The sequence below is a fragment of the Micromonospora sp. M61 genome (genome assembly GCF_018070245.1).
In the GTDB taxonomy this organism is placed as follows: Bacteria; Actinomycetota; Actinomycetes; order Mycobacteriales; family Micromonosporaceae; genus Micromonospora; species Micromonospora zamorensis.
Genome location: NZ_JAGPYA010000092.1, coordinates 1 through 17999, shown reverse-complemented (window position 1 = coordinate 17999; position 17999 = coordinate 1). Strand labels below are relative to the sequence as shown.

The window sequence follows — 17999 nt, the reverse complement described above, 5'->3', positions numbered from 1 at the left end:
CCACCACCACGAAGTACGACGCCAACGGCAACGTCGAGGAGCAGCAGCAGGGCATCGCCACCGGCCGGGTCCGCCGGACCACCACCGAATACACCCAACGCGATCAGCCATTCCTGGTCAAAGAGCTGATCGACGCCGCGACCAGTCGCTGGGCGACCACCCGGATCGAGTACGACAAGAACGGCAACCAGTCGCAGGTGATCTCGCCTCGCGGCATGGATGCCGGCGGTGCGAGCGGCCCGTGGACCCAGTACGTGACCTCGTTCAGCTATGACGCCCGCAACCTGAAGACCCGCGTGGCGCTGCCGTTCGACGCCAAGGACGGCACCGAGCGGCAGTACCAGCACCAGTCGTACGACGCCAACGGCAACTTGTCCTGGAGCAGCCTGCCGGTCACCCAGTCCGACCCGGCGTCGGTGACCGACAACGCCCGCACCCGGATGACCTACTTCGACCCGGGTTGGATTCGTACCTCGAAGGATCCGCGGAATCCCACGGTCCACTTCGACTACACCCCGCAGGGCTGGCAGCTCGAGCGGCAGGTCGAGCTGAAGGGTTCGCCCGGGCAGCTCGACGACGACCGCCGGATGACGTGGGAGTACTTCAACGACGGGCAGCAGCGACGGCGCGTCGACCGCAAGGCGCAGGCGAGCACCTACACCTACGACGCGCAGAACAACCTCGTCGCGGCGCTGGATGCCGCCGGCCTCGCCGACCCGGGGGAGAAGGCGGTCCGGACGCAGTCGACGTACGACGCCTTCGACGAGATCACCAAGGTCCGGCACCGCAAGGAGGGCCAGACCAACTGGCGATTCGCCACCTACAAGTACGACCTGGCCGGCAACATCGCCGAGCGGGCCGAGAACGGCGAGGAGACGGACGCCGGCGGCGAGACCAAGGCGCCACGCACGTACAAGCTCACCTACGCCGAGAACGACTGGCTCGCCACACAGCTCGACCTGGGCACGGATAGTGCCTGCAAGGGTGACCAGCGCATCGTCAACACGTTCTGGGGCGACGGGCTGGAGAAGAAGCGGGAGTTCTTCCGCGGCGGCGACGGCTGCACGGCGGACTCGACGGCCTGGTCCAAGAAGCAGACCACGGACTGGACGTTCTTCGACAACGGCAAGCTGCGCACCCTGAAGACGACCAGCTCGACCGGCACGGTGACCGAGTCGCACGACGTCGCCTACTACGACGGCGCCAACCGCTACGTCGACGGACACCGCACCAGCGACCGGTTCGTCCTCAAGCGGGCCGAGGGCGACGGCGCGACCACCTGCGTCGGCCCTGCCACCTGCCTGGCCACCTACGAGTACGACGCCCGCGGGCGGCTGGTCAAGCACCAGAAGCGCGAGGGCAAGGTCGCCACGTACACCTTCGACCAGCCGGCGAACCTCCTCGGCAACACGGCGGTCCGGGCCGGCAACGTGACCACCGAGGTGGCCGACACCGGCACGACCACCACCAAGAAGTACGACGCCGACCAGCTCAAGGAGGTCTCGACCGGCGGGGCCACCGGCAAGTACTGGTACGACCAGGACGGCAACACCGACTGCCTGACCCTGGCGGCCGGCAGCCAGGCCGACTGCTCGCGCAGCGACGGGCAGGGCGGCTCCGCGAACCTGATCACCGACTACGCCTACGACTACCTCAACCGCATCGCGGGTGTCCGTCAGTACAGCGGTGGCGGCACGGCAACCGACCGTACCGACTACACCTACGACGCCCTGGACCGCACCAGCAAGGAGGTCGAGGACCACGCCGGCACCGGCAAGGACCGCACCACCGACTTCACCTACCAGGGCCTGAGCACCCAGGTGACGGAGGAGAAGCAGGCCGGGGGCAGCGACCCGCGGACCAAGACCTTCTCCTACGACGCGTACGGCCGCCGGATGTCGATGACCGACCGCAGCAACGTCAGCGGCTCGGAGGACTGGTACAGCTACGGCAAGGACGCCAAGGGTTCGGTGTCCCAACTCATCGACGACGCCGGCAAGGTGAAGGCCTCCTACGGCTACGACGCGTACGGGGGCTCGGACGCGCCGGAGAGTGACCCGGAGGCGCTGAGCAGCGGCGACACCAACGACCAGTCGCCGGTCAACCCGTACCAGTACACCGGCAAGCGCAAGGACTCGGGCACCAAGTCGTCGGCCAGCACGCCGTCGGCCCTGCCCGGCGGGTCGGCCAGCTATGACATGGGCGCCCGGCGGTTCGGCCCGGACGTGGGCCGGTTCCTCCAGGAGGACATGTTCAGCAACTCGCTGTCCGACCTGGGCCTGGCGCTGGACCCGCTGACCCAGAACCGGTACGCGCTGGCCGGTGGCAACCCGATCAGCTTCATGGAGTACGACGGGCACGTCCCGCTGCTCGACGATCTCGGCGACGCCATCAAGGAGATCGGCGGCAAGATCGCCGGCTCGGAGGCGGTCGACAAGGCCGGGGACGCGCTGAAGGCGGCCGACCAGATCGGCGGTGACCTCCAGGACGGCTCCGCCACCAACATCGGCGGCGACAAGAAGGACAAGGAGGAGGCCGGCAACCGGCTCGCGAACAGCAAGTTCGGCGAGATCACCGGGATCAGCGACGCGAAGCGTTGCGACGACGGTTCGAAGAGCGCCTGCGGCTGGGCCCTCGCCGGCGTCACGCCGATCGGCAAGATCGGCAAATTGGCAAAGGGCGCCAAGGAGAGCAAGACCTTCTTCAGCGTGCAGGGTCGTGACGACGTCGCCCGACTCCTCGACCGTGGAGGTGAGCCTTGGCCGTCCGGGTTCCGCCACAACTCACTGACGGATATCTTCGGTCCTGGCCTCTACACGTTCCCGAGTCGAGCACAGGCCGACAAGTACATGAGTCGGCTCACGGAAAAGGGGGCGGACGGCTTGAGCATGATGTCGCACAAGATCTCCGCAAGGGACCTGCAGGGCCTTCGCTCGGTTGATCTCACATCGATCGGTGACGATGCAGCTAACGAGATCATGGACAAGGGTGCAGCGCACGGGTTCCAGCACATTACCCGAGGCACCGGCCGGTACGGAAACGAGGACTTCTTCAGCAGCGATGTGTTCCAGCTGTTCCGGAATGCGGTCGAGTGATGGGGGACCGACGTTACGGGGAGTTCCGGCTACTCAGGCAGGCCGCTGGGCGGACGGCTTTCGCCGAGGTGAGGGTGGAGATCAGCCAGGATCAGGCTGTGCCACCAGGTGTTGTCTGGGCAGTCGATTCGCTGGACGGCACATCTGTTCAGCCTGAGGAGGAACCCGAACTGGCGCAGGCCGCTGTGGAGGGTGCCGCCATCGGGTTGGCGGCCATCGCGGAGATGGGGGTCGACGTGGCAGCCTATACGGTTCACCTGATCTGGGTCGGCATGAATGTGGTGGATACGGAAGCCACGGCGGTGCGGACAGCGGCTTGTGCTGCCACCGCAGATGCGTTCGGTCTGCTCGATCGATTCGAGGTGTCTGGCGATGTCCGAGGATGGCGGTGCGAGCCGATGCGGCGATGACTCAGCCAGCCGGCCCGGTGTGATCACCCTGACCGGTTGAAGCTCCACAAGGCGATGGGGGCCGTCACGCTCGGTGGCGGTCCCCATCGGTGGGCAGGTTGCTACACAGGCAGCCCTCACGCGTATGGCGTGCGCGACCCGGCGGGGGTCTCTCAGCCGTCGACGGTGGCGGCCAGCTCGCCCTCGGCCAGCCGTACCCGCAGCGGGTCGCCCTTGCCCACCTCGGCCGCCGCCCGCACCACGTGCCCGTCGGCGCGCTGCACGATGGCGTACCCCCGGTCGAGGGTGGCGGCGGGGGAGAGGGCGCGCAGCCGGGCGAGGGTGTGCCGCAGCTCGTCGTCGGCGGCGGCGAGCCGGTGGTCCAGGCAGCGTCCGGCCCGTTGCCGCATCGCGGTCAGCTCGGTGGCGCGCTGGTCGACCATCACCTGGGGCCGGGCCAGCACCGGCCGGGAGCGCAGCAGGTCGAGGCGGTGGGTCTCCCGGTCGACGAGGTTGCGGACCGCCCGTTGCAGCCGGGAGCGGGCCTGGCCGATGAGGCGTACCTCCTCGGTGAGGTCGGGGACGATCCGCTTGGCCGCGTCGGTGGGGGTGGAGGCCCGCAGGTCGGCGACGTAGTCGATCAGTGGCGCGTCGGTCTCGTGGCCGATGGCGCTGACCACCGGGGTGCGGCAGGCGAAGACGGCCCGGCAGAGTGCCTCGTCGGAGAACGGGAGCAGGTCCTCGATGCCGCCACCGCCCCGGGCGATGACGATCACGTCGATGCTCTCGTCGGCGTCGAGCACCTTGAGCGCCGCGACGATGTCGGGCACCGCGGCGGGTCCCTGCACGGCCACGTTGACGGTGCGGAACTCCACTGCCGGCCAGCGCCGCCGTGCGTTGGTCAGCACGTCCCGCTCGGCCGCCGACGCGCGACCGGTGATTAGCCCGATCCGGCCGGGCAGAAACGGCAGCCGGCGCTTGCGGGACCGGTCGAACAGCCCCTCGGCGGCGAGCAGCTTCTTGAGCTTCTCCAGCCGGGCCAGCAGCTCACCGAGCCCCACCTGGCGGATCTCGTCGGCGCGCAGGCTCAGCGTGCCCCGGGCGGCGTAGAACTCCGGCTTGGCGTGCAGCACCACGCGGGCGCCCTCGCGTAGCTCCGGCGCGCCGGCGTCCAGTACGTCGCGGTTGGTGGTGACGGTCAGGCTCAGGTCGGCCGACGGGTCACGCAGGGTGAGAAAGACGGTGCTGGCCCCGGGGCGGCGGCTGATCTGCGCCACCTGCCCGTCCACCCACACCCAGCCCAGCTTGGCGATCCATGCCCCCACCTTCTGGCTGACCACCCGCACGGGCCAAGGCTCCTCCGCGCTGCTCCGCGCCCCCTCGGTCACCCGCCCACCCTACGGACCCCCGCGGTGATCAAGAAGTTTGCGTCAGCATCGGGCGCGTTTCTGACGCAAACCTCTTGATCACCGGGTCAGTCCGGGGGTCGTGGGCCGGTGGCCGTGGGGGAGTCGGCACGTACGATGGACGGGTGACTGAGGCTGAGGCGACTCCCCGGACCGGCAAGCGCGTGCTCCTGGCGAAGCCGCGCGGCTACTGCGCTGGCGTCGACCGTGCGGTGCAGACCGTCGAGGAGGCGCTGAAGCTCTACGGCGCCCCGATCTACGTGCGCAAGCAGATCGTGCACAACAAGCACGTCGTGCAGACCCTGGAGGCCCAGGGTGCGATCTTCGTGGAGGAGAACGAGGAGGTGCCGGAGGGGTCCACCGTCATCTTCTCCGCGCACGGCGTGGCTCCCGAGGTCTACGAGCAGGCGAAGCAGCGCTCGCTGAAGGCGATCGACGCGACCTGTCCGCTGGTCACCAAGGTGCACCACGAGGCGAAGCGGTTCGCCGCCGAGGACTACGACATCCTGCTCATCGGGCACGAGGGGCACGAAGAGGTCATCGGCACCGCCGGTGAGGCCCCCGCGCACATCCAGCTGGTCGACGGCCCGGACGACGCCGACAAGGTCACCGTCCGCGATCCGGAGAAGGTGGTCTGGCTGTCCCAGACCACGCTGTCGGTCGACGAGACGCTGGAGACGGTCGCCCGGCTCAAGCAGCGGTTGCCGCTGCTCCAGTCGCCGCCCAGCGACGACATCTGCTACGCCACCTCCAACCGGCAGCACGTCGTCAAGGAGATCGCCCCCGAGTGCGACGTGGTGATCGTCGTCGGCTCGACGAACTCATCGAACTCGGTCCGCCTGGTCGAGGTCGCCGTGGACGCGGGTGCCCGTGCCGGTCACCTGGTCGACTTCGCCCACGAGATCGACGACGCCTGGCTGGAGGGGGCCACCACGGTCGGTCTGACCTCCGGCGCGAGCGTGCCGGACGACCTGGTCCAGGACGTGCTGACCCACCTCGCCGCACGGGGCTTCGCCGACGTCGAGGAGATCACCACCGCCAACGAGCGGCTGATCTTCTCGCTGCCGCAGGAGCTGAAGCGGGACATGAAGGCCGCGGCGGCGCGCGGCTGAACACGGGAACGAACTCGGACCGGCGTACGTCAGATCAGCCATGAGGACATTTCGGCTCGCCGTTCCCGTGCTGGCCGTCTGCGTGGCGCTGAGTGCCTGCGGCAGTCAGGGCACCGGAGGCGGCACACCCAGCCCGACCCCGACGGGAGCGCAGCCGGTGACCAGCCAGCCCACGCCCGACCCGACCGTCCTGCCGCCGACCGTCGACCCCACCCCGCCCTCGGGCCCGAAGACTCCGAAGCCACCGAAGCCCGGCGGCCCCAGCACGCCCCCGGGTGTGGGTGCCACCACCCTGACCGGCACCGTGCAGGGCGGCGTGGAGCCCAACTGCGTGCTGCTCGACGGCTACCTGCTCGTCGGCGGTCCGCGTGACGTGCTGACGCCCGGTGCGCGGGTCGAGGTCACCGGTCGGGCCGAGCCCGGCATGATGACCACCTGCCAGCAGGGCACTCCGTTCATCGTGACGGCCGCCCGCCCGACCTGACACCTCCGGACGCGAAGGAGCCCGCCCCGAACTCGGGGACGGGCTCCTTCGGTGTTGCGGACGGATCAGTTCACGGCGACGGCCGGTGCGGTGAACGTGCCCAGCGAGGCGGACGCACTCTCACATGACTGACTAGCGGGCCGAGACCTCGTCGGCCGGGTCGGCCAGCTCAGGCGCCTGCGGCTGCCGGGGCGCCAACTCGACCTGCGCGGGCGTCGCCAACTCCTCGTCCGACACTCCCAGCTCGGCGAGCTTTCGGGCGCTGACCAGCACCCGCGCCTCCAACGAGCCGACCGCACGGTTGTACGCCGTCACGGCGCCGGCCAGCGACGACCCGAGCTTGCCGACGTGATCGCCCAGAGTGGAGAGCCGCCCGTACAGCTCCCGGGCGAGGGTGTGCACCGCGAGGGCGTTGCGGGCCAGCGCCTCCTGCCGCCACGAGTAGGCCACAGTGCGGAGCAGGGCGACCAGTGTGGCCGGTGTGGCCAGCACCACGTTGCGGGTGAAGGCGTGCTCCAGCAGCGACGGGTCACGTTGGAGGGCGACGTCGAGGAACGGGTCGGCGGGGACGAACAGCACCACGAAGTCGGGCGAGTTGTCGAACGCCGACCAGTACGACTTGGCGGCCAGCGCGTCGACATGCCCGCGCAGGTGGCGGGCGTGCGCGTCGAGGTGGGTATCCCGGCCGCGTTCGTCGCGGGACTCCATGGCCGTCAGGTACGCGTCGAACGGTGCCTTGGCGTCCACCACCACCGACCGGCCGCCGTGCAGCCGGACCACCAGGTCGGGGCGGACAACCTGCCCGTCGTTGTCGGCGGTGACCTGCTCGGAGAAGTCGCAGTGCTCCAGCATCCCGGCCGCCTCGACGATCCGGCGCAACTGGTGCTCGCCCCAGCGGCCCCGCACCTGTGGTGCCCGCAGCGCCGCCACCAACTGTTTGGTCTCGGTGCGCAGCTCACTGGAGACGGCGCTCATCGAGCGCACCTGCTCGCGCAGCTCGGCGTACGCGTCGACCCGGTCGTGCTCCAGCTCGGCCACCCGCTGCTCGTAGCGGCGCAGGGAGTCGTGCAGCGGCGCGACCGCGCGGGCCACCGCCTCCTGGGACTGCGCGGTCGCCTCGTAGCTCAAGGCCCGCATGGACTGCTCCAGCCGGCCCTCACCCTCTCGGGTGGCGGCCAGGGTGGCATCGAGGCGGGCGATGTCGGCCGCCGAGCGGGACCGGGCCGCGAGCCAGCCCACCGCCCCGCCGGCGCCGAGGCACACGATCACCACAAGCAGCGTCGAGACGTCCATCACCGGAGCTTGCCAGACGGATATGACGTGACACCCGGGGGTACGTTCGATGACATGGAACTTGTGCTCTGCCTCGCTGTCGTGCTGGTCGGCGCACTGGGCGCCGCAGCGCTCATCCGCGCTCAGGCCGGCGCCCGCAGGCGTACCGAGCTCGGCGACGCCCGCGCGGAGGCGCAACGGTGGTACGAGCGTCTCGGCGGCCAGTTGATGAACCTGCAGGGCGAAGAGCCGGCGGTCCGCCAGGCGCTGGCCGACGCCGGTGAGCGCTACAACGCGGCCGGCTCACAGCTGGAGCAGGCGCGTACGCCACACCAGTTCACGCTGGCTCGGGAGACCGCCCTGGAAGGGCTCGCGTACATCCGGGCGGCGCGTACCGCGTTGGGCATCGACCCGGGCCCCGAGGTGCCGGCGCTGGCCGCCGCCCGTGGTGTGGGCCAGCTCACCAAGGAGCGCGAGGTCGACGTGCAGGGGCAGACGTTCCGGGCCGGCCCCCAGCCCGGCCGGGAAACGCCCTACTACTACCCGGGTGGGCGTTATCAGGGTCGACCGGTGCCGGCGGGGTGGTATTCGACGCCCTGGTGGAAGACGGCGCTGGGTGCCGGCGCCGGTGTGCTCGGCGGCATCCTGATCGCCGACGCGCTGTTCTCGCCCGCCTTCGCCGATCCCGGCTACGGCTACGACGCCGGCTACCAGGAGGGCTTCGGTGACGGCGTCGAACAGGGCGGGGACGGCGGCGACCAGGGCGGCGGCGGCGATCAGGGCGGCGGCGGCGATCAGGGCGGCGGCGGCGACCAGGGCGCCGGCGATTACGGCGGCGGCGACTACGCGGGCGGCGATTTCGGTGGCGGCGACTTTGGTGGCGGCGGCGATTTCGGCGGCGGCGACTTCTGACCTGCCCCCGATCCCCACCCCCAACCCGGTCGATCATGAAGTTGTGGTGCCTGCTTCGCCCTTTCTGGCGGCTTTTGCGGGGCACCACAACTGCATGATCGACGCGGCTGGGTTGGTGGCCTGATTTCCTTCGGTCGATCAGCCGGTGTTGCGCATTCCGGCGGCGATGCCGTTCACCGTCGTGAGGAGCGCCCGCTCCAGGGCGGTGCCGTCGCTCGGCGCACGTCGGCCACCCGGAGCGGTGGCCACCGCCCGCCCGGCAGCCCCGGACTCCCGGTACTGCCGCAGCAGCGCCACCTGGAGGTGGTGCAGCGGCTCCAGGTAGGTGTCGCGGACGGCCAGGGTGCGCTGGAGCACCGGCGAGTTTTCCAGCAGGGCCGGTGAGGCGGTGACCGCCAACAGCTCCCGCTTGGTCAGCTCGTACTCCTGCTCGATCTGCTCGAAGATCGGGTGCAGCTTCTTCGGCACCAGCGTCTCGACATAGCGACGGGCGATGCTCAGGTCGGTCTTGGTCACCATCATCTCGACGTTCGACAGGAACGTGCGGAAGAAGTGCCAGTTACGGTGCATCTCGGCCAGCACGTCAGCCAGTCCGGCCTCACGCGCGGCGGCCAGGCCGGAGCCGACGCCGAACCAACCCGGCACGATCTGCCGGGTCTGCGTCCAGCCGAACACCCACGGGATGGCCCGCAGACCGGACAGGCCCGCGCCGGTGTTCGGGCGCTTCGCCGGCCGGGAGCCGATGTTGAGTGCGCCGAGCAGCTCGGTGGGGGTGGACGCCCAGAAGTACGCCGGCAGGTCCGGGTCCTCGACGAGCGACCGGTAGGAGCGGAACGCGGACTCGGAGACCACGTCCATGGTCGCGTCCCAGCGTTCCAACATCTCGGCCGGCTGCCGCGGTGCGGTGTGCAGCAGGGTCGCCTGGAGCACCGCCGCGAGGGTGAGCTCCAGGTTTTCCCGGGCCAGTGACGGCAGGGTGTACTTGTCGGAGATCACCTCACCCTGCTCGGTCACCTTGATCGCGCCGTCCATCGTCCCGTACGGCTGGGCCAGGATCGCCTCGTGCGTCGGCCCGCCGCCGCGACCGACCGTGCCGCCCCGGCCGTGGAACAGCCGCAGGTGTACTCCGTGCCGGGCCGCCACGTCACGCAGCGCGCGCTGCGCCCGGTGGATCGACCACTGGCTGGTGGTGATCCCGGCTTCCTTGTTGGAGTCGGAATAGCCGAGCATGACCTCCTGCACGTCGCCTCGGGCGCTCACCAACGCCCGGTACGCGGGCAGCGACAGCAGCTCGTCGAGGAGCTCACCGCCGGCGTTCAGCTCGGCCGGGGTCTCCAGCAGCGGCACGAACCCGACCCGGGCCCGCCCACTGTGCACGTCCACCAGGCCGGCCTCCCGGGCCAGCACCACGGCGGCCAGCACGTCGTCGACACCCAGGGTCATCGAGATGATGTACGACTCGATCACCTCGGAGCCGAACCGGTCCTGTGCCTCCCGGATGGTGCTGAACACGTCGAACGTCTTACGGGCCGGCTCGGACAGCGCCGTGTCGAGGGTGGACAGCGGCCGGCGACCGGTCAGCTCGTCGGCGAGAAGCTTGGTGCGCTCCAGGCGGGTCAGCGCCGGATAGTCGGAGACCTCGCCGACGGCCTCGTAGAGCTGGGCGAGCACCGCGTGGTGCGCCTCGGCGTGCTCCCGGACGTCCATCGTGGCCAGGTGCAGGCCGAACGCGGACACCGTACGGATGGTGGAGGCCAGCCGGCCGACGGCGGTGAGCTGCCCGGAATTGCGGGCCAGCGACGCGCGCAGCAGATCCAGGTCGGCGATCAGCTCGGCGGAGCCCCGGTAGTCCCGACCCGGCACGTGCCCGGTGCCCTGGCGCAGCCTCTGCCTGGTGTTGGCGAGCTTCGCCTTCACGCAGCGCGCCTTGAGCCGGTACGGCTCCTCCGCGTTGACCCGCCGGAACCGCGTCGCCACCTCGGGCAGTGCGTCCAGGTCGGCGGCGAGGCTGGCGGAGAGGTCCAGGGAAACCCCGCGCAGCCGGCGGGAGACCGAGACCTCGTTGATCAGGTGGTCCATGGCCTTCTCGGTGGCCGCGATGCCGTGCTCGTGCTGGATGGTCAGCACCTCACGGGTGACCGCCGGGGTGACGAACGGGTTGCCGTCGCGGTCACCGCCGATCCAGGTGCCGAAGCTCAGCGGCCGGGCCGTCGGTGAGGTCTCCACACCGAGGGTGCGCAGCGTGTCGGCCAGGTCGTCGAGCACCTGCGGGGCGGCCTCGGCGTACAGGTCGCGCAGGTAGTAGATGGCGTTGCGGGCCTCGTCGGTCGGGTCCGGCCGGTCGAGTCGCAGCTCATCGGTCTGCCACATCAGGTCCAGCAGCTCGGCCAGGCGGCGGTTGGCGGGGCCCTCGTCGCTGGCGCCGTAGAGGATCGCGTTGGCGGTCTCGGTGTCCAACTCGTCGGCGATCGCCCGCAGCTTGGACAGGATCGAGCGGCGGGCCGCCTCGGTGGGGTGCGCGGTGAAGACCGGTCGGACCGCCAACCGGCGGGCCGCGTTGGCGATCTCCTCGGCGGGCACCCCGCGCTCGGCGATCATCTTGGCCGCCTGGTCCAGCCACCCGCCCTGCACCGCCCGGCGGCGGCGCAGATCCCGTGCGCGGTGCACCTGCTCGGTGATGTTGGCCAGGTGGAAGTAGGTGGAGAAGGCGCGCGCAAGCTTGGTGCCGGTGGTCACGTCGAGCCCGCCGAGGCGCTGGGCGGCCGCCGGTGCGTCGGTGCGGACCTGGGCGCGGATCTCCTCGACGAGGTCGAGCAGTGGGCGACCCTCCTGGCGGGCCAGGGTCTGCCCGAGCAGGGTGCCGAGCCGGCGGATGTCGGCACGCAGCGCGGCGTCCGGGCCGTCGTGCTCATGCTGATCGGTCACGGTGCGCTCCCTTACGTGGGTACGAAGGACAGCGCTGTCCGACTCACTGGATGGTATCCGCGTGCACCGGATGTCTGGAGGACCCCCGGGCGATCCAGTGCCCCTGGAACGGTGTTTTCGGACGTGATCTCAACCACCGTCGTCGGCGGGAGCGGGGCCGCGGCGGGTCGGACCGGAGTCGGAGGTGACGGCCCGGCGACCGCGGACGAGGCTCGCGCCGAGCAGACCCAGTCCGCCGAGCACCGCCCAGAGCGCGAGGGCGAAGGCCGGCCAGCCGGCCGACCGCCAGTCGAAGTAGACCGCCGCCTTGCTCAGGTCGTTGGCGAGGCCGGGGATGTTCCACCGGTGCATGCCGCGCAGCACGCCGGGCAGGAACTCGGGCGCGTAGATGCCGCCGGAGCCGGGGTTGCCGAGCACCACCAGAAGCAGGATGACCAGCGCGGTGCCCGCGACGCCGAGCCAGCCCTGGATGGCGCTGGCGAACATCGCGGCGGCGAAGACGGCCAGCGCGCCGATCGCCGCGATCGTCGGTACGTCGTGGTGCCAGATGTCCAGCACCGGTCCGACCACGACCGCGCCGGCGATGCCGAGCAGCACGCTGTAGACGGCCAGGGCGGCGATGCGCAGCCCGGCCCGCCGTACCGTACGTGGGGTGGTGCCGGCGGATATCCCGAGCACGGTCGAGGCCAGGTAGCCGCCGAGCACGTAGCCGACGTTCAGGTAGAAGGGCACCACCCCGCGCGGGTCGGCCGAGGTGACCGGCACCTCGTCGACGACCTGTAGCGGGGTGCCGCTGCGGGTGGCGGCGGTGGTGAGCACCTCCTTGATCGCGCTGGTGGCGGAGGGGCCGGAGGCGCTCGCGACGGTGAGGAGCAGGCCGTTGTCGGGGCCGGTGCTGAGCACGGCGTACACCGCGCGGCTGAGCAGCCCGTGCTCGGCGGCGCTCGCGTCGTCGTACCCGACGGATTTGATGATGTTGGTCTGACCGCGCACGGCGTCGAGCGTCGCCTGGGCGCGCTGGTCGCCGAGGGCGACGCCGACCGGCAGGTCGCGCGGTGTGGGCTGGTGCAGTGCGCCGACGTAGGCCGCGATGAACGCGCTGGCGAGCACCAGCGTGCCGAGAAGCAACCCGATGCTGCGCGGCGCCCAGTCCCGGTCTCGGCCCTGCGATGCGGTGTCCACGTTGCGAGCCTATGGCCGGTTTTGTAATCGGCAGGGCGGAAATCGGTTGGCCGGACCGTTAGCGTTCGATCATGGTGTCGCTGAAATACCCGCCCAAACCCCGGCCTGGCGACCGGGTCGCGGTCGTCTCACCCTCCGCCGGCCTGCCAGCCGTCTTCCCCCACGTGTACGAGTTGGGGCTGCGCCGGCTGCGCGAGGAACTCGGCCTGGAGCCGGTGGAGTATCCGACCACCCGGATCCTGGGGGCCGACCCGCGCGACCGGGCCCGCGACCTGACCGCAGCCTTCGCCGACCCGAGCATCACCGCGGTGCTCGCCACTGTCGGCGGCGACGACCTGATCACGGTCACCCCGCACCTCGACAATGACGTGCTGCGGGCCAACCCCAAGCCCTACTTCGGCTACTCCGACAACACCAACGTGCTCAACCACCTCTACCGGTTGGGCATCGTCGCCTACCACGGTGGGTCGGTGCTGGTGCATCTCGGCCGGCCCGGCTCGCCGCACCCGCTGACCTTCGCCTCGCTGCGCGCGGCCCTGTTCACCACCGACTGGTACGAGTTGACGCCCGCCCATGACTGGGGGGACCGGCCGAACCCGTGGACCGAGCCGGAGACGCTGGCCCACGAGCCGGAGATGCTGCCCGGCGCGGGTTGGCGCTGGCAGGGCCCGCAGCGGGAGGTGCGGGGGCGCACCTGGGGCGGCAACCTGGAGATCCTGCACTGGTTGCTGGCCACCGACCGGGTGCCCACCGCCGCCGAGCTGGACGGGTCAGTGCTTCTCGTCGAAACTTCCCAGGAAATGCCCGGCGCACAGGAGGTGTTCCGGATCGTGCGGAACATGGGAGAGCGGGGCCTGCTCGCCGCCTTCCCGGCCATCGTCGTCGGTCGCCCCAAGGCCTGGGACTTCAACAAGCCCCTGTCGGTGCCGGAACGGCAGGCGTGGGGCGACGCCCAGCGGGAGGCGATCACCCGGGCGCTCGCGCCGTACAACCCGGACGCGGTGGTGGTCTTCGACGTCGACCTCGGTCACACCGACCCGCAGTTGATCATCCCGTACGGCGGGGAGATCCGGGTGGACGCCGTGGCGCGCAGGATCTCGGTGCGCTACTGACCGGCCGGCCGCGCGTTGCCGCCGCCGCGGGTGGCATCAGGGGTTGACGACGGCGAAGGCCCGGACGGGGAAGGTGCCCATGCCGGCCACCCTCGGTGGGGCCGCGGTGAACCGGAACCCCGTCGGGGGCAGCGCGTCCAGGCCGGTCAGGTGCTCCACGATCGGGATGCCGGCGGCGAGCAGCGCGCTGTGCGCGGGGCGCTGACCTCCGGCCGCCGGGCTCATGTCGTCGATGTTGATCGAGTCGATGCCGACCAGGGTCGCGCCCGCGTCAACCAGCGCCTGGGCGGCGTCCCCGGTCAGGTACGGCGCCTCCGGCGCGCCGTACCGCTCGGTGCCGAAGTGCGCATCCCACCCGGTGTGCAGCAGGACCGCGCGCCCGGCCACCTCGTACGGGGCCAGCATCAACCGGTCCACGGCCCGAACGCCGGCCGGCACCCGGACCACCACCCCGGGCAGGTCGGCGAGGTTGTCCAGCGACACCCCGGTCAGGTCGTCGCCGCCCGCCCAGCGATGGGCGGGAGTGTCCACGTACGTGCCGGTGTTGGCGATCAGATCGATCCGCGCCACGTGGAACTCGGTGCCCGGCGCGTACCGCTCGCGGGATGCCGCGAACGTCAGCCAGTCGGTGATCCGCGGCCCCGGCCAGCCCGGCAGGGTGATCATCCCGTCGCTGATCACGTGGCTCAGCTCGACCAGCCTGCGGGCGGGCGCTTGCCGGTCAACGGCAACGCCCCGGCCGCCCTTGTGCGGCTCTTCGATGATCGTCTTCGCGCTGATCTGCACCTCGGCGACCATCAGCAACCCAAGGTGCCGGACGAACAACGCCGCCAGGTCGTCGTCGCTGATCTCCTGACCGGGGATGTCCAGCCGGAATCCCTCGGTGCGCAGCCCGCCGCCGTTGGCGAAGCTCACCTCCGCGTCGAACTGTGCCCGCCACTGCTCATCCACCCCGAAACCCGATCATGTCAGAAGCCCACCGGTCAAGATCTATCTCCCGTTTCCGACCGCCTCGGGCTGCCGGGTTCGGGGTCCCACCCCAAGATCCGCACAACATCAGGGAAAGTGCTGCCTCCCGCGCCCCGGAAGCAGCAACTTCCCCGAAGTTGCGTGGATCTTGGGGTGGTTCACGGGCCCGCGCGGGCGTGGTGCGGACCTGGGCTGAGGGTGCGCGGCGCGGGGTGCGGTCGTGGGGTGTGGGGCGCTGACCTGGGCGAAGGCGGCGTGCGCGGGCTTGGGTGTGGGGCGTGGACCTGGGCCGAGGGGGTGCGCGGGCGGGGTGCCGCGCGCCGCGCGGCGTGGACCTGAGCGGAAGGGGGTGTGTGTCGGTGGACGGGGATAGGCTTGTCGTCGTGCACCCCCCGTCCGGCTGGACGAGGGGCCGCCGTCGTGTGCGTCGATCCCCGGGAAGGATTCCCTTGCTCACCGGTCTGTTCTCCGCCGCCCTGGCCGACCCCGGGCTGACCCGGGCGCGTGACCTGGCGCGCTCCGGTGCCGCCCAGGTCGACGGCCTCGACATCACCGCCCCTGCGGCGTTGCGCCCGTTCGCGGTCGCCGCGGTCGCGGCCGACCCCGACGGCACCGGGGGTGGGGCCGGGCGACCCGTGCTCGCGGTGACCGCCACCAGCCGGGAGGCCGACGACCTGGCCGCCGCGCTGGGTGGGTTGCTGCCGGCGGAGCAGGTGGTGGTCTTCCCCTCCTGGGAGACGCTGCCGCACGAGCGGCTGTCGCCACGCTCGGACACGGTGGGCCGACGGCTGGCCGTGCTGCGCCGGTTGGCGCACCCGGAGGCTGCCGACGCGCACGGGAGCACCGGGCCTCTGCGGGTGGTCGTGGCTCCGGTCCGTTCGCTGCTCCAACCGCAGCTCAAGGGGCTCGGCGATCTGGAGCCGGTGCAGCTCGCCGCCGGTGAGGAGGCCGACCTGGAGGAGGTCGCCCGCCGGCTGATCGACATGGCGTACGCCCGGGTCGACCTGGTCACCAAGCGCGGCGAGTTCGCCGTGCGCGGCGGCATCCTGGACGTCTTCCCGCCCACCGACGAGCACCCGTCCCGGGTCGAGTTCTGGGGCGACGAGGTGGAGGAGATCCGCACCTTCGCCGTCGCCGACCAGCGGACCATCGAGCAGGTTCCGCTGCTGTGGGCACCGCCCTGCCGGGAGTTGCTGCTGACCCCGGAGGTCCGTGACCGGGCCGCCGCGCTGGCCGAGCAGCACCCCGAGTTGGCGGAGATCCTCGACAAGCTGGCCGAGGGCATCCCGGTGGAGGGGATGGAGTCGCTGGCGCCGGTGCTGGTCGGTCCCGACTCGTTGGAGCTGCTGCTGGACGCGATGCCGTCCGGCACCCACGTGCTGCTCTGCGACCCGGAGCGCATCCGCACCCGGGCGCACGACCTGGTGCGTACCTCGGAGGAGTTTCTCCAGGCCAGCTGGGCCGCCGCTGCGGTCGGCGGCCAGGCCCCGGTGGACGTCGGCGCCGCCGCCTTCCGCACTCTCGGCGAGGTGCGCGCCACAGCCGGCAAACTCGGCCAGCCGTGGTGGACGCTGTCCCCGTTCGGGCTTGTCGAGGGGGAGACGGCGACCGAGACGCGGCAGCCCTGGGAGGACGCGCCGGAGCAGGCCGCGGTCACCCCGGACGACGCCATCGCTGTGACCCTCGCCGCCCAGCCGGCCCCGCTCTACCACGGCGAGACCAGCCGAGTGGTCGACGACCTCAAGCGCTGGGCCGGCGAGGGCTGGTCGATCGCGCTGGTCTTCGAGGGCCACGGCCCCGCCCAACGGGCGGTGGAGGTGCTGCGCGACGCCGGGCTGGGCGCCCGGTTGACCGAGGACGTGCCGACCGCGCCGGTCGCCGGCGAGCTGGTGGTCACCTGCGGTGCACTGAGCAGCGGGTTCGTCGACGAGGCGTCCCGTTTCGTGCTGTTGACCGGCAACGACGTGACCGGCGGTCGGGGCACCTCGACGCGGGACATGCGCAAGATGCCGAGCCGGCGGCGCAACACCATCGACCCGCTGGAGCTGAAGGCCGGCGACCACGTGGTGCACGAGCAGCACGGCATCGGCCGCTACGTCGAGCTGGTGCAGCGCACCGTCAACGGGGCCAGCCGCGAATACCTGGTGATCGAGTACGCGGCCAGCAAGCGTGGTCAGCCCGGCGACCGCCTGTTCGTCCCCACCGACCAGCTCGACCAGCTCTCCCGTTACGTGGGCGGCGAGCAGCCGACGTTGCACAAGATGGGCGGCTCGGACTGGCAGAAGTCCAAGGCCCGCGCCCGTAAGGCGGTGCGGGAGATCGCCGCGCAGCTCATCCAGCTCTACGCCGCCCGCAAGGCGTCCAAGGGCCACTCGTTCGGCCCGGACACCCCCTGGCAGCGGGAGTTGGAGGACGCCTTCCCCTGGCAGGAGACGCCGGACCAGCTCGCCGCGATCGACGAGGTCAAGCGGGACATGGAGCAGACCGTCCCGATGGACCGGCTGATCTGCGGTGACGTCGGCTACGGCAAGACCGAGATCGCGGTCCGGGCGGCGTTCAAGGCCGTGCAGGACGGCAAGCAGGTGGCGGTGCTGGTGCCGACCACGCTGCTGGTGCAGCAGCACTACAACACGTTCGCCGAGCGGATGAGCCAGTTCCCGGTGGAGATCCGGCAGCTGTCGAGGTTCCAGACCCCGAAGGAGACCGAGCGGACGCTGGAGATGGTCGCCGACGGCACTGTCGACATCGTCATCGGCACCCACCGGCTGCTCCAGACCGCGACCCGGTTCAAGCAGTTGGGCCTGGTGGTCGTCGACGAGGAGCAGCGCTTCGGTGTCGAGCACAAGGAGCACCTGAAGACGCTGCGCGCGTCGGTCGACGTGCTGAGCATGTCGGCCACCCCGATCCCGCGCACCCTGGAGATGGCGATCACCGGCATCCGGGAGATGTCCACCATCGCCACCCCACCGGAGGAGCGGCACCCGGTGCTCACCTTCGTCGGCGCGCAGGACGACCGGCAGGTGGCGGCGTCCATCCACCGCGAGCTGCTCCGCGACGGGCAGGTCTTCTACCTGCACAACCGGGTCGAGTCGATCGACCGGGCGGCGCGGCGACTGCGGGAGCTGGTGCCCGAGGCGCGGG

General features: G+C 71.0%; 12 protein-coding genes. 7 read left to right on the top strand and 5 right to left on the bottom strand.

Going from position 1 to position 17999, the window contains the following annotated elements:
* Both KBX34_RS31225 and KBX34_RS31220 read left to right on the top strand, forming a co-directional pair.
* Positions 1 to 3095 (top strand): RHS repeat domain-containing protein (locus KBX34_RS31225; RefSeq protein WP_210928618.1); only part of this gene is annotated, 3095 nt, incomplete at its 5' end.
* 74 nt (positions 3096 to 3169) lie between these two features.
* Entirely contained in the window at positions 3170 to 3505 is a 336-nt protein-coding gene (locus tag KBX34_RS31220) for a hypothetical protein (protein ID WP_210928617.1), read from the top strand.
* Positions 3506 to 3657: 152 nt separating this feature from the next.
* Here the strand turns inward: KBX34_RS31220 and xseA are convergent, their stop codons facing one another.
* Complete coding sequence (gene xseA / locus KBX34_RS31215) at positions 3658 to 4872, bottom strand: exodeoxyribonuclease VII large subunit (protein ID WP_210793252.1); 1215 nt, start codon at positions 4870 to 4872, stop codon at positions 3658 to 3660.
* Positions 4873 to 5015: 143 nt separating this feature from the next.
* Between xseA and KBX34_RS31210 the strand changes: the two genes are divergently transcribed.
* On the top strand, positions 5016 to 6002 hold the full coding sequence (locus tag KBX34_RS31210) for a 4-hydroxy-3-methylbut-2-enyl diphosphate reductase (protein WP_210928615.1): 987 nt from the start codon (positions 5016 to 5018) through the stop codon (positions 6000 to 6002).
* A 40-nt stretch (positions 6003 to 6042) separates the two neighbouring features.
* Complete coding sequence (locus KBX34_RS31205; protein WP_210928613.1) at positions 6043 to 6486, top strand: hypothetical protein; 444 nt, start codon at positions 6043 to 6045, stop codon at positions 6484 to 6486.
* A 132-nt stretch (positions 6487 to 6618) separates the two neighbouring features.
* On the opposite strand, the gene KBX34_RS31200 is transcribed toward KBX34_RS31205, so the two are convergent.
* Positions 6619 to 7779 carry a DNA recombination protein RmuC gene (locus KBX34_RS31200; protein ID WP_210928611.1) on the bottom strand — a complete coding sequence of 387 codons (1161 nt, stop codon included), beginning with the start codon at positions 7777 to 7779 and terminating at the stop codon, positions 6619 to 6621.
* A gap of 54 nt (positions 7780 to 7833) precedes the next feature.
* Between KBX34_RS31200 and KBX34_RS31195 the strand changes: the two genes are divergently transcribed.
* The gene (locus KBX34_RS31195) at positions 7834 to 8670 is read left to right on the top strand and encodes a hypothetical protein (protein ID WP_210928620.1); all 837 of its coding nucleotides are present in this window, start codon (positions 7834 to 7836) and stop codon (positions 8668 to 8670) included.
* A 138-nt stretch (positions 8671 to 8808) separates the two neighbouring features.
* Here KBX34_RS31195 and ppc read toward each other — a convergent pair whose 3' ends face one another.
* Both ppc and KBX34_RS31185 read right to left on the bottom strand, forming a co-directional pair.
* A complete protein-coding gene (gene ppc, locus KBX34_RS31190; RefSeq protein WP_210928609.1) occupies positions 8809 to 11595 on the bottom strand; it encodes a phosphoenolpyruvate carboxylase in 2787 nt (928 codons plus the stop codon).
* Positions 11596 to 11724: 129 nt separating this feature from the next.
* Positions 11725 to 12777, bottom strand: a complete 1053-nt coding sequence (locus tag KBX34_RS31185; RefSeq protein ID WP_210928607.1) for a hypothetical protein — start codon at positions 12775 to 12777, stop codon at positions 11725 to 11727.
* Positions 12778 to 12848: 71 nt separating this feature from the next.
* Between KBX34_RS31185 and KBX34_RS31180 the strand changes: the two genes are divergently transcribed.
* A complete protein-coding gene (locus KBX34_RS31180) occupies positions 12849 to 13889 on the top strand; it encodes a S66 peptidase family protein (protein ID WP_210928605.1) in 1041 nt (346 codons plus the stop codon).
* Positions 13890 to 13925: 36 nt separating this feature from the next.
* On the opposite strand, the gene KBX34_RS31175 is transcribed toward KBX34_RS31180, so the two are convergent.
* Complete coding sequence (locus KBX34_RS31175; protein WP_210928603.1) at positions 13926 to 14840, bottom strand: cyclase family protein; 915 nt, start codon at positions 14838 to 14840, stop codon at positions 13926 to 13928.
* Positions 14841 to 15307: 467 nt separating this feature from the next.
* On the opposite strand from KBX34_RS31175, the gene KBX34_RS31170 reads away from it, so the two are divergent.
* The coding region (locus KBX34_RS31170) for a transcription-repair coupling factor (protein ID WP_210928601.1) at positions 15308 to 17999 on the top strand (2692 nt) is incomplete at its 3' end.